At 40.8% G+C, this 15,437-nt stretch carries 11 protein-coding genes; 4 read left to right on the forward strand and 7 right to left on the reverse strand.

Going from position 1 to position 15,437, the window contains the following annotated elements:
• Positions 1-3 precede the first annotated feature (3 nt).
• From CRO21_RS03745 to CRO21_RS03760, 4 genes are all read right to left on the reverse strand, one after another.
• Positions 4-3,627 carry an AAA family ATPase gene (locus CRO21_RS03745; protein WP_097077965.1) on the reverse strand — a complete coding sequence of 1,208 codons (3,624 nt, stop codon included), beginning with the start codon at positions 3,625-3,627 and terminating at the stop codon, positions 4-6.
• Positions 3,628-3,636: 9 nt separating this feature from the next.
• Positions 3,637-4,890 (reverse strand): exonuclease SbcCD subunit D, encoded by a 1,254-nt coding sequence (locus tag CRO21_RS03750; protein WP_097077966.1) that lies wholly within the window; start codon positions 4,888-4,890, stop codon positions 3,637-3,639.
• A gap of 194 nt (positions 4,891-5,084) precedes the next feature.
• A complete protein-coding gene (gene lon / locus CRO21_RS03755; protein ID WP_097077967.1) occupies positions 5,085-7,511 on the reverse strand; it encodes an endopeptidase La in 2,427 nt (808 codons plus the stop codon).
• Positions 7,512-7,652: 141 nt separating this feature from the next.
• Positions 7,653-8,690 carry a helix-turn-helix transcriptional regulator gene (locus tag CRO21_RS03760; protein WP_097077968.1) on the reverse strand — a complete coding sequence of 346 codons (1,038 nt, stop codon included), beginning with the start codon at positions 8,688-8,690 and terminating at the stop codon, positions 7,653-7,655.
• A gap of 247 nt (positions 8,691-8,937) precedes the next feature.
• Here CRO21_RS03760 and CRO21_RS03765 point away from each other — a divergent pair, with 247 nt between their 5' ends.
• Genes CRO21_RS03765 through CRO21_RS03780 form a run of 4 tightly spaced genes read left to right on the forward strand, consistent with a single transcriptional unit; the run spans position 8,938 to position 12,603 of the window.
• A complete protein-coding gene (locus tag CRO21_RS03765; RefSeq protein ID WP_322853226.1) occupies positions 8,938-10,449 on the forward strand; it encodes a circularly permuted type 2 ATP-grasp protein in 1,512 nt (503 codons plus the stop codon).
• Between the two features lie 24 nt (positions 10,450-10,473).
• Positions 10,474-11,076, forward strand: coding sequence for an alpha-E domain-containing protein (locus tag CRO21_RS03770; RefSeq protein WP_097077970.1), 603 nt, complete (start codon positions 10,474-10,476; stop codon positions 11,074-11,076).
• Entirely contained in the window at positions 11,073-11,852 is a 780-nt protein-coding gene (locus CRO21_RS03775) for a transglutaminase family protein (RefSeq protein WP_097077971.1), read from the forward strand. The genes CRO21_RS03770 and CRO21_RS03775 overlap by 4 nt, the downstream gene beginning before the upstream one ends.
• Positions 11,853-11,868: 16 nt before the next feature.
• Complete coding sequence (locus tag CRO21_RS03780; RefSeq protein ID WP_097077972.1) at positions 11,869-12,603, forward strand: proteasome-type protease; 735 nt, start codon at positions 11,869-11,871, stop codon at positions 12,601-12,603.
• 54 nt (positions 12,604-12,657) lie between these two features.
• Here the strand turns inward: CRO21_RS03780 and CRO21_RS03785 are convergent, their stop codons facing one another.
• From CRO21_RS03785 to mltB, 3 genes are all read right to left on the reverse strand, one after another.
• Positions 12,658-13,125: an Mpo1 family 2-hydroxy fatty acid dioxygenase gene (locus CRO21_RS03785; RefSeq protein ID WP_097077973.1), complete on the reverse strand. Its 468-nt coding sequence runs from the start codon at positions 13,123-13,125 to the stop codon at positions 12,658-12,660.
• A 358-nt stretch (positions 13,126-13,483) separates the two neighbouring features.
• The gene (locus CRO21_RS03790) at positions 13,484-14,113 is read right to left on the reverse strand and encodes a septal ring lytic transglycosylase RlpA family protein (protein WP_097077974.1); all 630 of its coding nucleotides are present in this window, start codon (positions 14,111-14,113) and stop codon (positions 13,484-13,486) included.
• A gap of 328 nt (positions 14,114-14,441) precedes the next feature.
• Positions 14,442-15,425 (reverse strand): lytic murein transglycosylase B, encoded by a 984-nt coding sequence (mltB, locus tag CRO21_RS03795; protein ID WP_228150349.1) that lies wholly within the window; start codon positions 15,423-15,425, stop codon positions 14,442-14,444.
• Positions 15,426-15,437 lie beyond the last annotated feature (12 nt).

Raw genomic sequence — 15,437 nt, forward strand, 5'->3', positions numbered from 1 at the left:
CAATTAGCCCACCACTTCAATTTGACTGGCACCCGAACCGACAGCTTTGACCTGAATTTGTACCGGAATTCGTTCGTGCATTTCCTGCACATGAGAAATCAGCACCACTTTACGGCCCTGACTTTGTAAGCGATCCAGCGCATCCATGACAATATGCAATGAGGTCGGGTCGAGTGTACCAAAGCCTTCATCAATAAATAGCGATTCCAGTTTCATCGAACCTGAGGCCATATTGGCAATGGCCAGTGCCAGTGCCAGCGAAACCAAAAAGGTTTCTCCACCTGAGAGTGAAAGTACAGGGCGTACTTCGGCATTCATATCATGGTCGATAATTGCCAGTCCCAGACTGTCGGGAATGCGTTGTAATTGATAACGTGGTGCAAGCGGTTCCAGTTGTTGATTGGCATATTCCACCAAAATATCGAGATGATGTTCCTGTGCAATGCGCTGAAACTTGGTGCCTTCTTTACTGCCAATCAATTCTGAAATTTTACCCCAGCGATTTACCTGTTGCTGTAAGGCAGTGATTTGTTGTTGATATTGTTGCTGTTCTCTGGCACGTTCGGCATTACTCATCAGCTTGGCATTGATTTCATCACGTTGCGTGATTAAGACCTGCATCATCTGATCAAGTTGTTGCATTTGTTGCTGTACATCTGCAACGGCAATTTGTGGCTGTGTTTGAGTGTGTGTACTTAACTCTTGCTGATATAGCTCAAGTGTTGACTGAATTTCGGTAAGTTCACGTTCAAATTGTTGAATCCGTTGCCGACAGGCTTGTATATCCTGTGCGGTCTGTTTTAGACAGTGTTGTTGTAAGGTCTGATTAAAATGAGGATGCTGAGTTAACCACTGAGTTTTAGTTGATTCACATTCATCAAGCTGTTTTTGCCAGATTTCAAGCTGACTCTTGAGCTGTGCCAGTTGGGTTTGCTGTTGCTGATAGCGCTCTTCAACCTGCATAAATTGTTGTTTGGATTGTTCACAGCGTTGTTCAAGTGTTTGCGTATGGGTGAATAGGTTTTCTTGCCATTCTTTACCGGATTTAAAGGGCTGCTCGCTATTTTGGTCACTGTGCTGGGCAAGATGTGCCATCAGTAGGTCGGTATTGGCTTGACCTTGTCTGGAAATCTCTGCTAACTGATTTTGCAAGGATTGTGCTTGATCCTGTAACCAGTTTAATTTATCTCGTACCGGCTGGAGTTGACTGTTTAATTGATCTAGTTTCTGGCCTTGTTGTTCGGCAGTGTGTCGTTGCTTAACCCGTTGCATAATGGCTTGTTGCAGTTGTTGTGCGGTTGGTTCTGGTTGTTGTTGCCATCGATCCTGCCATGATGTATTCAGCTGGGTGAAGATGGCTTGTGCTGCCTGTTGATAGCGTTCGATTTGCTCGGCAATTTGTTGTTGCTGTTGTTTTTGCTGCTGTAAGACTTTAGCCGTGCGCAAGGTCTGTTGCCAATGTTCTACCTGTTGCTGCTGTTGTTCTAATTGCAGTTTTAACTGATGATTTGCTTGACTAAACTGTTGCTGTAAAACTTCAAAAGTTTGCTGTAAATCCAGTTGAAAACCCGTTGCAGTAAAATCTGCATGCAGTTGTTCGGTAGCGTGCTGTAATTGTGTCGATAATTCACCATTGCGTTGTTGCTGATGCTTTAAATGGGACTGGCATTCAATCACTTGTTGTTTGGTCTGTTGAAATTGTTGTAAGGCATGATTTCTGCTGTCAATCGCCTGTTGTTCTTGTTCACTTTGAATCTGTGATAAAGCTTGTTGCAAGGTTTCGGCATGTTCAACAAAAGGGTGTTGCAAACTGCCACAAACCATACAGGGCTGATTTGGTTGCAGCGAGGCACGTAGGTTTTCAATATGTTCAGCCTGTAATAGGCGTTGCTCTGCCAGCACATGTTGTACCTGCTGCACCTGTTGTTCGGCCTGTTGATAGTGCTGTTCTGCGAGTTGCTGTTGTTGGGTCAATTCCGTTTGTGCGCTGTGCAAGGTCTTAATTTGCAAATCTAGTGTATGGGATTGTTTGGAAAGCTCTAGACAGTTATTCAAACTACGAGCAAAGGCATTGGCTGCATGTTGTTGCTGTTGTAAATTCTGCCATTGTGTTTGCTGGTTGGCAGCGGCCTGTTCAATTTGATCCAAGGTCCCAAACTGCTGTTCATGCTGGTGAATCTGTACATTTAATGCCTGTTGTTTTGCCGCAAAATCTTGCAGCTTGAACTGATCCTGACTATGAGCCGTGAGTTGTTGTAATTGCTGATATTGCCGCAGAAAAAGATCAATCTTCTCCAAACCGGCTTTGGGTTCTTCTGCAAATGCAGCAATATCTTCACTGTTTTGCAGTTGTTGCAGGGTATGTTGTTGCAGTTGTTGTACTTGCTGTAATTGTCCACTGATATTTTCTAATTGCTGTTGTTGTAATGCCAGTTGTCTTTGATTATCTTCAACATCCTGTTTTTTCTCTTTATAATTTTTCCCGATGCGTAAGCGTTCGGCATCATAATCCAGCGCTTGTTGCAAGGCAGATTGTAAACTAATGACCTTTTGTTTATGTAGTTTTAATTGCTGTTCGCTGTATTGATGTTGCTGCTGGGTGGTGTCATATTGCAGCTTAATCTGTTGAAAATGCTGCTGACTTTGCTGTAATTTCTGGGTGAAATGCGTTTTTTGCTGAATTGCTTTATCAAGTTCCAGTAAGGTTGCACGAATTTCTGCAAATTCCTCTAAATATTTAAGCAACTCTTTTTCGACATTGATTTGGCTTTGCTGATTTTGACAGTATTGTAATTGTGTCTGTTTTTCGGCAATTTTGCTGTGTAATTCGTTGTGTCGTTTAAACCAGTGCTCAGCCTGTTCGAGTTGTTTTTGTTCGAGTTGTTTTTGCTGAATTTGTGTTGTGTAATCGGTTTTTTCCTGTTCCAAGGCATGAATTTGTTCACTGGATAAGAGTTCGATGTGTCCCAGAACTTTTTTCAGGTTATCCAATTCATCTTTAAACTGTTTGGTCTTTTGAAATGATAATTGGCTGACCAAACTAAAAATATTGGAATTGGTCAGATATTCCAGCAAATCCGCACGATCCTGATCCTTGGCTTTTAAAAACGCACCAACTTCCGATTGTGCCAATAACACTGCACGGGTAAATTGCTCAAAACTCAGACCAATTAGTTTTTGTACGGTAGGTGTACATTCGGAAAGTTTCTGCGTGAGTACCCGACCATCCTCAACACAGCGAATGGCACGATCCAATTTTAAATTACCGTCCAGTTTATTTCTGGCTCGTCGAATCTCCCAGCGTGCGATATAGCGTTTTTGATCCAGTGCCAAAAATTCAACTTCGGCAAAACCTTGGGTCGCCCCGCGGCGCAAAATATGTTTGGAATCCTTAACCGAAATGCCTTGTCCACTGGCATCGAGTAATGTACCGACAGCCCCATTTAAGCGTGGAATCTGATCAAATAGCGCCAGACACATCGCATCCAGTAAGGTAGATTTACCGGCACCGGTTTTCCCGGTAATCGCAATTAAACCGGCATGGGCCAAAGGTTCTGCTTCAAAATTAATCTCTTGTTCACCGGATAAAGAGGCCAAATTGCATAGCTGTAAACGTAAAATTTTCATCAGCTATTCCTAAAGCCCGGTTTTTTGTTGCTGTTGTAATTGTTCGGCATCATGTAATAAGGTTAAAAAATCGTGTTCAACAACATCATCAAGTTCAAAACCCATTTTATCCCAAAGTGTTGAAAAAAGCTGTTCGGGTGTTGGCGGTGCCAAGTCGATTTTAGAGTGTTGTGCGTCATCCGCGTGTTGTGAGGTATGTTTACGGCAAATTCGTAATAAACGGTAGCGGTTTGCTGGCAAAGCAAGTTCAATCTGTTGTCTTAAATCCAGTGGCGGTGGCGTAGTGCTATGATATTCCACATCAACATATTCGCGCTGTTCACTGTCGTTAATCTCGCCTTGTGGCAGGGCTTTAAGCTGTTGCATCACTTGTTCAAGTTCACCGCTGATCCGATGCAGTTGTACCGAGCGTGGAATTGCCAATACCTCATAACGAAAACGTTGTTCATTTAATGTCGGATCAATCCACGCTTCAATCACTTGATGCTGATAATTGATCTCGCTAAACGATAAGGGAATCGGTGAGCCACTATAGCGAATATGTGCATGCTGTACTTTTTGTGGCTTATGTAAATGCCCCAGCGCCACATAGTCAATTGCATCGGTAAACAAATCCGTCGATAGCGCTTCCTGATTGCCAATCACAATCCGACGTTCTGAATCGGATTCTTCACCGCCCTGCATATGGGCATGAGACATAACAATCAGGGCTTGTTCAGGGGTTTTACGACGTTGTGCTTCGGCAATCAGGCTTTGATGGACATATTCAATGGCAGATTGATGATCGTGCGACTGTTCATTAAAACCGGTAATTTCCGCAGGACGTAAAAAGGGTAGAGCAACACACCATGCCACAATTTTTTTAGAGGCATCATAAATGGGTAAAATCAGGCGTTCGGTATTCAGTGTTTTATCTGCATTCCAGTGAATAATACCGACTGCTTTGGCATTAAACTTTTCCAGTAATGGTTCGACCTGTTCGATACGATAACCAGAATCATGGTTGCCAGCGATCATTAGCGTTTGCATATGCGGCGCAAGTTCGTGAGCATCGGCTAAAAACTGGTAGAGTTGTTTTTGTGCTTGCGAACTGGGATTAATTACATCAAAAATATCACCAGCGATGAGCAGGGCATGCGGCTGTTTCTGTTTGATTTGACTCAGTAACCATGCCAGAAATTGTTCATGTTCATAATGGCGGGAATAATTGTAAAATAATTGTCCCAAATGCCAGTCTGAAGTATGAAGAAAATGTACAGCCATGATTCAAGCACTTCCCAATCTATGTTGGGGATAAGGTAGCATAAATTACAAGTTGAGTAAGCACGATTCCAGAATAGAGCGTAAGTCCGAAAAGGTATTTTTCAATTTGTGACTTTAAAAAATTGACTAAGTTAAATTTTTATAAAAGAAAACCCCGCTCATTAGAAGCAGGGTTTCTTTGGATTTACAATAACTTAATGCCTAGCCGCTTTCCCTTCATCAATCGCTTTCACAATCGGTGTTTTGGCTAAAGGTTTTGGTTTTTCAGTTAAAGCCAATGGTAAAATATCATCGATACTTTTTACGGCTTTAATTTCCAAACCTTCTTTGACATTTTCCGGTATTTCCTTCAAGTCACGTACGTTTTCTTGTGGGATAAACACCAGTTTGATACCACCACGGTGTGCAGCCAGCAATTTCTCTTTTAACCCGCCAATACGAAGCGCATGACCACGTAACGAGGTTTCACCTGTCATGGCAATGTCTGCACGAATCGGAATGCCGGTAAAGGCAGACACAAGGGCAGTGGTCAATGCTAGACCTGCTGAAGGACCATCTTTCGGTGTTGCACCTTCAGGCAAGTGAACATGCACATCAGTTTCTTCAAAACGCGATGCTTCAATGCCCAGTTCATCGGCACGGGTACGAACGACTGTCATTGCCGCAGTAATAGATTCTTTCATCACATCACCCAAAGAACCGGTGGTGATAAATTTACCTTTACCTTTCACTGCTGCAACTTCAATGGTGAGTAACTCGCCACCGACTGAAGTCCATGCCAAGCCGTTAACACGACCGACCTGAGCTTGTTCTTCGGCAATACCATAATCAAATTTATGTACACCAAGATATTCAGGTAAGTTTTCCTGTGTGACATCAATATGCAGATTTTTGGTTTTATTGCCAACAGCCTGTTTTACCACTTTACGGGCAATTTTGGATACTTCACGTTCCAGACTACGCACACCTGCTTCACGGGTATAGTGGCGCACAATGTCACGAATCGCTTCTTCATGCACAGTCAGTTCTTTACCACGTAAGCCATTATCTTTAATGGCTTTTGGCACCAGATAACGCTCGGCAATATTGACTTTCTCTTCTTCGGTATAACCTGGTAAGCGAATGACTTCCATACGGTCAAGCAATGCCTCTGGAATGTTCATGCTATTGGCAGTACAGATGAACATCACTTCGGATAAGTCCAGATCAAGATCTAAATAATGATCATTGAACTTATTGTTTTGTGATGGATCAAGTACCTCAAGCAAGGCTGATGCCGGATCGCCACGATAGTCCTGTGCCATTTTGTCAATTTCATCAAGTAGGAATAATGGATTTTTAACGCCTACTTTGGTGAGTGACTGCACAATCTTACCAGGCATCGCACCGATATAGGTACGACGGTGACCACGAATTTCTGCTTCATCACGGACACCACCCAAAGCCATACGGACAAATTTACGGCCAGTGGCTTTAGCAATGGATTCACCTAGAGAGGTTTTACCGACACCCGGAGGACCTACCAAGCAAAGGATTGGGCCACGTAATTTTTTGACGCGAGATTGTACTGCCAGATATTCAACAATACGATCTTTCACATCATCCAGACCATAGTGGTCGGCATCGAGAATTTCCTGAGCTTTGCCAAGATTAATGCTGACTTTGCTTGCTGTGTTCCACGGGGTATCCAGAATGACTTCCAGATAGTTACGGACCACGGCAGCTTCGCTGGAAGCAGGTTGCATGGCTTTGAGCTTGCGGAACTCATTTTCAGCTTTTTTACGGACATGTTCCGGTAAATCGGCTTCTTCCAAACGTTTTTCTATTTCAGCGACATCATCTTCAGCTCCGCCATTCATGTCAGACAGTTCACGTTGAATGACTTTCATTTTTTCATTCAGAAAGTATTCCCGCTGATTTTTTTCCATCTGGCGTTTGACACTGTCATGTAGACCTTGCTCAATCTGTTGTTCTTCAGATTGTTGCAATAGATAAGTCATCAAGTCTTTAAGATGGTTCTCAAATTCATCCAGCTCAAGGAACTTTTGTTTGACTTCTATACTCAGTGGTACGCGTGTGGCAACAAAGAATAACAGCTGTGCCAGATCATCAATTTTTGCAGCCGAAGAAATCAATTCACGTGCATTACGTAATTTTGCTTCTGCATATTGTGCAAATAAGGCATTGAGTTCCTGTAATCGGGTTTGTTCTGTTTCTTTGTCCAATTCCACATGCATTGGGCTGAGTTTATGTTCAGCTTCAAGATGATCCGGAAGTTCAATAATTTTTTCTAATTTTGAACGATGTAAACCTTCAATCAATACTTTGATACAGTTGTCATCATTTTCATGATTAACAACTTGTACGATACGGGCAACCGTACCATATTGATAAAGGTTTTCCTGATCAATGTCTTCGGTCAAAGAATCTTTTTGAGCAACGACAAAGACCAGATTGTCACCATTGCGGGCCACTTCAACCGCATTAATCGATTTTTCACGGCCCACAAAGAGTGCAATTTGCATGTGCGGATATACAACGACATCACGCAATGCTAATAAAGGCAAAGTTCCAGGGATATGTTCCTCTTGGGTCACTTGCGCTGTAGTGAATTCAGTCATGGGCACTCCTAAGGTAGAGTGACAAGTTATTTTGTCATGGTTTTATTAGTGATGGATTTATTTAAAAATACAAGGGTATTTATAAAAAAAATTAAACTTTTTTGGTCAAAATTACAAGATTTGATGAAATATAATGCATATTTAACGTTCTTCCCACACTAAATCTGCGATATATGCCGGTTCAATGGCTTCAATTTTTTTACCAAAACCACGTAGCCACCAGATCAGTTGAGAATTGAGCGGGACGGTTGCTGAAACTTGCACTATATCAGGGCTAATTTCTTCAATTTTCTGATTTTTGGATAATTTCGATTCATAAAATGTGGTGGAGTATTCACGTTTTAAATTTATTTTAAGATCGACGTCATGTGTTGGCTCATCTAAATGGATTCTAAATCCTAATACACCAGAATCGATATAGTGATCCACATCAAAGTTTATCGGATGTAATGCACGAGAGTCCAGCACCTTGGCTGATCTAAAACGGTGCAATGCAAAAGTTTGCACATCATTTTTATCCAAGCGGGTGCATAAAAGATAAATGACTGCACCACGTTGAACCAATGCTAAAGGATTGAGAATATATGTTTTTTCTTCTTTTGCGCCTGATCGTCCAACATAAATACATTCTAGTTGTCGATCCTGTAACAAGGCTTCATAAATCGCAGTTTGTGCTTTGCGATCGACGGTGGGTGGAATAAGCGGTTGAGTCGCAGGAATAATACGTACACGGTTAATCCATTGGCGGACATTATTTTGTTGTGAAGATAAACTGCGCCGTGCAAGATCAAACCAGGGATTGATTTCTGCCAGTAAACTGGGTGGCAATAAATGTTTAAGATGTTCTTCTACCATCATAAAGGTTACAGCCTGCGAGCTATTCATATGCGGCAAGCTTTGTAAAGGTGCATCTGTTTTCCAGCGCCAGCCTTGTGGTGTCGCACCATTATTTTCAATTGGAAAACGCTCGGCGATTTGATTGAGATCACGCTGTACCGTACGCAGGCTAATTTCAATGCCTTCTCGTGTCAGTTGTTGTTGTAATTCTCTGGTGCCAATCCATTTACCATTCGGTAAACGAGATAAAATCTGCCATTGCCGATACAGGCTATTGCCTGTTTCCTTCTCATGCACGTGACTATCTTTTTTGTCTTTGATTCTTCTAGTCTTTTCTGTCATCGTTAAATTCTGTCTGCTATGGAATAAAGGGACGAAGGAGATGTAGCAAATTTTGCACAATTTCTATATGGCTTGTCAATGTAACAAAAAATCTCATTGCAACTATATTGTAAGGTTTGTGTGTAGAATGATAAGTAACTCATTTTGAGTGAAAAAAACACACTATAATCATTCTAAAACCCATTGTGGCATTCATTTTGCATTTAACCTAATGCAACAGGTAAACCACAAGATAGAAGGGGGATATATGCTCGGAACAGTTGAACATACGACGGATGCATTAACGCCCAACACTGAAGAGACCTTGAAGGCTCTTGCTACACAGAGTGAATCGAAATTTTTTAATGAAATGCGCCATGCAGATGGTTCTATTCGTGATGAATTTATCAAGATTCAACAATGGCTTTCAGAGAAGTCTTTAGAAGAAATTGAACAGTTAAACGCACAAGCAAAACAACATTTTATTTATGAAGGAATTACATTTACCGTTTATAGCGATGCAGCAGGTACGGAACGTACCATTCCATTTGATATTGTGCCGAGGATTATTGAGAAAAAACAATGGGATATTGTATCTGATGGTTGTAAGCAACGGGTTAAGGCATTAAATTCATTTTTACATGATATTTATCATCAGCAAGCGATTTTAAAAGATGGTGTGATTCCTGCGGAACAGGTGTTGCAACATGAGGCATATCAACCATGGATGTTGAATTTTGATGTAAAGGGTCAGATTTATTCACATATTAGTGGTGTCGATATTATTCGGGATGGTACTGGGGATTTTTTTGTTCTGGAAGATAATTTGCGTACTCCATCTGGCGTATCTTATATGCTGGAAAGTCGAAAAATCAGTGAAAAATTAATGCCCGATATTTGTGATAAATATCATTTGCTTGGCATTAGTCAGTATCCACAATTATTGAAACAGACCTTGATTGAAAGTACTGATGTTGAAAATCCGGTGATCGTGATATTAACACCGGGACACTTTAATAGTGCCTATTTTGAACATGCCTTTTTGGCGCAGGAAATGGGTGTACCATTGGTAAATGCCAAGGATTTGTTTGTAGAACAAGGCAAGGTATTTTTGAAATCTGTGCATGGACGCAAACAGGTTGATGTCATTTATCGTCGTCTGGACGATGATTTTCTTGATCCACTGGCGTTTCGGCCTGACAGCGTTTTGGGTATTGCAGGATTAATGTCAGCCTATCGTAATCGTACTGTGGTCATTGCCAATGCACCCGGTACAGGTGTGGCCGACGATAAATCGATTTATCCCTATGTCGATGACATGATTCGCTACTATTTGAATGAGCAGCCTATTCTTAAAAATGTCCCGACCTATCAATGTCGTAAAGCAGATGATTTGGATTATGTGCTGAATAATATTGAAAAACTGGTGGTAAAAGAGGCTCAAGGTTCTGGTGGCTACGGTATGTTAATTGGTCCGCAAGCCGATGAGTCACAAATCGAGGAATTTAGACAAAAACTTAAATTTAAACCGCATGCCTATATTGCACAACCTACATTGGCATTGTCCGTAACACCGATTTTAACTGAGCAGGGTTTTTCAGATCGTCATATCGATTTGCGTCCTTTTGTTCTCAGTTCTCAAAAGGAAATGCGTGTCGTTCCAGGTGGGTTAACCCGGGTTGCCATGACAGAAGGTTCTTTGGTTGTGAATTCATCACAAGGTGGTGGCATTAAAGATACTTGGGTTGTAGAACGTAGAGATGAAATGACGAAGATATAACCGCACACAGTAGGGAGTATAACAATGATTTTACTTAGCTCAGCAGCACAAAATATTTTTTGGTTAGGTCGGTATTTGTCCCGTATCCAGCAAGCATGTAGTTTATTGCCATTTCAGGATGATAAAGAAGCAATTGAATATGCCCATGTTTTTTGTTTGCCTGCTTGGGATGCAAATAGTTTAAATGCACTTTTTCTGGATCCGGAACAGCCTTTTTCAATCGCAGCACAATTTCATAATGTACGTGATGATATTCAGCAGCTTCGTGCGGTATTAAGTCCTCAAACCTACTCAGAATTGAACCGGTTAACAAAAATTCTTGATGATAAGGCAGTGTCCCTGTGTGACGTCGTTAATGAATGTGCAGAAGTGCTGGAAGGTGAAGTTGAACAAGTCTTCTTGTTTTATGCCTTAGGCCGTGCGGTTGAAGATCTCGATCATCAGTGTCGTTTGGAACAGGTCACCGATACACAGTTAGAGGAAATAGAAAAAATTCTAGGCTTACTAAAAACCTATGGTTGGCATGCCTGTAAGGATAGCTGGCATTCATTGAGAAAAGAGCAAAATATGGCTGCACTGTATCATTTTTCTGATGATCTGGCGACAATGTTTGAGGTTTGCGAATGAAATTATTAATTAATCACCAAACCCATTATCGTTATGAACAGCCTGTAAAAAGTTCGGTACAGTATATTCGTTTGTTGCCTCAGGATTCTAGTCGACAAAAAGTATTGCAATGGGGCATTAGTGTTCCCGGTCAAACATTGCAACAACTAGATGGCTTTGGCAATCTATGGTTAACCAGTTCGCAGCGTTTTAGTTATCAGCAGTTGATTATTATGGCGCAGGGACTGATTGATTTAGATGACAAGGCGCAATTTAGCATTGATGATCATATCAATCCGCAAATTTATTTACAGACAACACATGCCACACAATGTAGTCCAGAAATGATGCAGTTTGCACATATGCATTCATTTGAGAAAAAACACGACAATTTAATTGATTTAGCAGAAGCAGTTCTCGATCATATTCCGTATAATACCGGACTAACGCAGGTCGAAACGACCGCAGCAGAAGCATTTGAGCAGAAGAAGGGTGTATGTCAGGATCATGCGCAAGTATTTGTTGCATTGGCCAGATACCTTGGCTTTCCTGCGCGTTATGTGTCTGGATATCTTTATGTCGAAGATGGCAGCCATTTGGCCAGTCATGCCTGGGCAGAAGTATATCAAGAGGGTAAATGGCATTGCTATGATGTAAGTAATCAGTTATTTACGCCTCAGGCGCATGTACAGCTTGCTGTCGGTCGTGATTATGCGGATGTTGCTCCGATTCGTGGTGTACGCAGTCAAGGTGCGGAAGAAACCATGCAAACGGTAGTGCAGGTATTGGTGTGTTAAATTAAGGTAATCTTAGATGACCTATTGTGTCGCTTTACGTTTAAAAGAAGGCTTGGTTTTTGTCAGTGACACACGAACCAATGCAGGCGTTGATCATATTTCTTCTTTTCGTAAACTATTTAGTTTTGGTGTGGAAAATGAAAGATTTATGGCTGTGCAAACAGCAGGTAATCTTGCAACCACTCAAGCCGTGATTGCACATTTAAAGCATCAGATTGCAGCCAAGATCGAACCAAATCTATATAGTGTTGCAACCATGTTTGAAGCAGCAGAACTGGTCGGACAATGTTTGCGTAAAGTGATTAAAAATATTGCCGACAGTCCGGAACAGGAAAGTTTATATGGCTGTAGCATCATTTTAGGTGGGCAGATTTCTGGACAGGAAACTGAACTTTATAATATTTATTCGCAAGGGAATTTTATCAAGGCAACGGTGGATACACCTTATTTTCAGATTGGTGAAATCAAATATGGCAAACCAATTATGGATCGGGCATTAAATTTTTATACATCGCTGGATGAGGCTTTACGTTGTTCGCTGATTTCTTTTGATTCGACTATTCGTTCCAATGTTTCGGTAGGTATGCCGTTGGATGTTTTGGTTTATCCGGTTGATAGTTTGAAAACTCCGCAAGGTAAACGGGTATTTGAAAATGATCCATATTTTCGAAATATTAGTCAACAATGGTCTGATACCTTAAAGAAAGGTTTGCAAATATTGCCAGAACCAACAGCGGATTATTTTAATTAAATTCTTACGGCCTGGAAAATAACCCCTGATTATCTCAGGGGTTATTTTTTATGATTAAGCGGTGGTATTTTGTATCGTCAAACGTTGAGGATTACGTCTTTTCCAGCGCGGAAAAACTTTTGCAAGATAAGCATCCATACACCAGACCGGACCCACCAATAAAAACTGTAGATCTTTAAAGAAAGATGGTTTTTTGCCTTCTAATTTGTGGCCATAAAATTGACCAATCCATGCAATGATAAATACGGCAACATAAAAACCTACACCAACCGGTAAAACATGAATAAGGGTCGCCATTGCTGAAATTAACGCAGCCATGGCAACGGCTAAGACCAGATCTAAGCGAGTATAAAAAACCAAAGTTAGGACGAGCAGTAGTGCAGTAAGCAATGCGCTAAAATGCATTAATATACCGATGATGCTAAATAAAATCGCTGGGACACACACCCAGTGGATGAGTTTATTGGTTTTATTCTGGTGGCTTTCATTATACTCGCCAAACCATTCCTCTACTGTTTTCATTGTATTCCTCTCGCTGGTATCCATACTTGCAATAATGCTAATGTACTATAGATGAGGAAATAAGAGCAACTACTCTAATTTTAATGTTTCGCTATTAGCAATGCTGTTTTTCAGTATCTGTTGTTATTTTACGCTTAATATCAATTTGACACCTATTTCAGTACTGTTATTTGAGGAAATAGGGCAGGGTATTTGATTTAAGAGAAATAAAGAGCAGAATCCTTTATTGAATAAGACAATGATAATATAGATGGAAGAGTGCTAAAAATTTCTTGAATTTGGCATTAAATATCTCAGACACAAAAAAACCGCCACAAAAAGGGCGGTATATAAAGCAGAATTACATTTCAATCCTGAATTATGAGTTTGGTCCATCTACACGTTCAATGGTGACATTACCTACACCAGAACCAGCCAAACCAATGGCTTGCGCTGCGCCATAAGATAAGTCAAGTACGCGGTTACCATGGAAAGGACCACGATCATTGACTTTAACAACGACGCTTTTACCATTGCTCTTATTGGTTACACGAATATAACAGTTCAAGGGAAGGCTACGATGTGCAGCAGTCATTGCATTCATATCAAAGCGTTCACCACTGGCGGTAGGACGACCATGGAATTGACGACCATACCAAGAAGCCAGACCACTTTGATTAAATTTCTTTACGGTATTAGAAGCAACAGTATTTAAACGATCTAGTAAGCCAGGTTCATCAGCAGGGACATGAACTTTTGCGGCAACGGTTTCTTTATTGACAATACGGTTGTTTGATGTTTCAGTAATACTTAAGCCTGTTAAAGCATTACCATTACCTTTAAATAAGCTATCACTTAATGCTTGAATATCTTTATCAATCACACGGGAAGATAAACTGGTATTATCACTATTATTGTGAAGATTCTGAGTCGGTAGCATATCGGCTTGTGCCGTTAGTGCTACTGTACTTGTAAAAATAAACAGTAGATGTTTGAAAGATTTTTGCATGCGGTTACTCCATAGTATACGACCAATGCTTCTTAGTCCGGCAAATAAACAAACAATTCACTGAACAAACAATCGGCAAATTGATCGCATAAAATATGCATGATGCGATCTTTAGAATGCACAGATGATAGGGGGAAAGTTTTAACCTTGTCTATCATTGTTACAGAAAGTTTGGCAAAAAGTTACAAAGCAGCATTTTTTTGATTAAAAAATATACTAAAATGTAACAAGATATGTTTTTAGTGTAAAATGTGATCTAATTAACAAAAAAATATCTTGCTTTCTGGTTAAAGTCGGTTTCTAAATTGTAACACACGATACTCTAGCCCTAGCGACTATTGACTTCCTCGCCTAATAGCCATACCGCAGCTGCATACATACGGCTGTTATTATAGGTGGTAATAACATTGAAGTTCGGGTAAATAATATAGTAAATCATGCCTTGTACATCTTGCAGTTGAATACCGTTGACCATATCCAGTGGATCAATTTTGACAATTGGATTGAGTGGCTGTAAACCCAATTGTTTCATTTGTCCATAAGGTTTTGTATTTCCCAGCTCAAATGGCTTGGCAATGATGTCATCGGGATTGTTACCAGAATAAGATGCGGCAAAACCAATTGGCTGATTTTTTTGCCAGCCATTTTTTGCCAGATAATTTGCAATTGAACCAATAGCATCTACTGCTGAATTCATCAAATCGATATGTCCATTGCCATCAAAATCCACACCAAACTTATTGATATTACTTGGCATGAATTGTGGATAGCCAATAGCACCGGCATAAGAACCAACAACGCTGGAGGTTGGGCGTCCGTCCTGATAACTCCATGCAATTAAGGCAGATAGTTCATCACCAAAGTATTCGGCACGGCGGGGATAGCCAAAAGCCAGTGTTGCCAGCGCATCACGGGTTACAAAAGAGCCTTTATTGGCACCATAACCAGTTTCTACACCTAAAATACCCAGAATGACTGATTGTGGTACGCCATAGACTTGTTCTGCACGCCGTAAGGTGTCTGCATACTGATTTTTAAAACGTACACCACGCTGAATGGTCCCTTCAACCAGAAAGTTCTTTTTATACTCATACCATGGTTTACTTTCTCCGGGGCTACTCATAAGACTTAAGATCCGGTCAATTTGTTTGGCACCAGACATGGCATTATCGATTTGTTCAGATGACAAGCCATAGTTCTGCATGGTTTTTTGTTTGAATGCAAAATAGTTTGGGTGAGTAGCAAAGTCATTTGCAAACGCAGTGTGTGTAAAGGCTGTAAGTATTGTCGTGAGGGCTAATTGTTTAAGCAAAATAGTAACTCC

The organism is Acinetobacter puyangensis, assembly GCF_900096995.1.
Classification (GTDB): domain Bacteria; phylum Pseudomonadota; class Gammaproteobacteria; order Pseudomonadales; family Moraxellaceae; genus Acinetobacter; species Acinetobacter puyangensis.

Coding starts and splice junctions, on each gene's coding strand:
- CRO21_RS03745 (WP_097077965.1), bottom strand. CDS start 3,627: ATGAAAATTTTACGTTTACAGCTATGCAATTTGGCCTCTTTATCCGGT.
- CRO21_RS03750 (WP_097077966.1), bottom strand. CDS start 4,890: ATGGCTGTACATTTTCTTCATACTTCAGACTGGCATTTGGGACAATTA.
- lon (WP_097077967.1), bottom strand. CDS start 7,511: ATGACTGAATTCACTACAGCGCAAGTGACCCAAGAGGAACATATCCCT.
- CRO21_RS03760 (WP_097077968.1), bottom strand. CDS start 8,690: ATGACAGAAAAGACTAGAAGAATCAAAGACAAAAAAGATAGTCACGTG.
- CRO21_RS03765 (WP_322853226.1), top strand. CDS start 8,938: ATGCTCGGAACAGTTGAACATACGACGGATGCATTAACGCCCAACACT.
- CRO21_RS03770 (WP_097077970.1), top strand. CDS start 10,474: ATGATTTTACTTAGCTCAGCAGCACAAAATATTTTTTGGTTAGGTCGG.
- CRO21_RS03775 (WP_097077971.1), top strand. CDS start 11,073: ATGAAATTATTAATTAATCACCAAACCCATTATCGTTATGAACAGCCT.
- CRO21_RS03780 (WP_097077972.1), top strand. CDS start 11,869: ATGACCTATTGTGTCGCTTTACGTTTAAAAGAAGGCTTGGTTTTTGTC.
- CRO21_RS03785 (WP_097077973.1), bottom strand. CDS start 13,125: ATGAAAACAGTAGAGGAATGGTTTGGCGAGTATAATGAAAGCCACCAG.
- CRO21_RS03790 (WP_097077974.1), bottom strand. CDS start 14,113: ATGCAAAAATCTTTCAAACATCTACTGTTTATTTTTACAAGTACAGTA.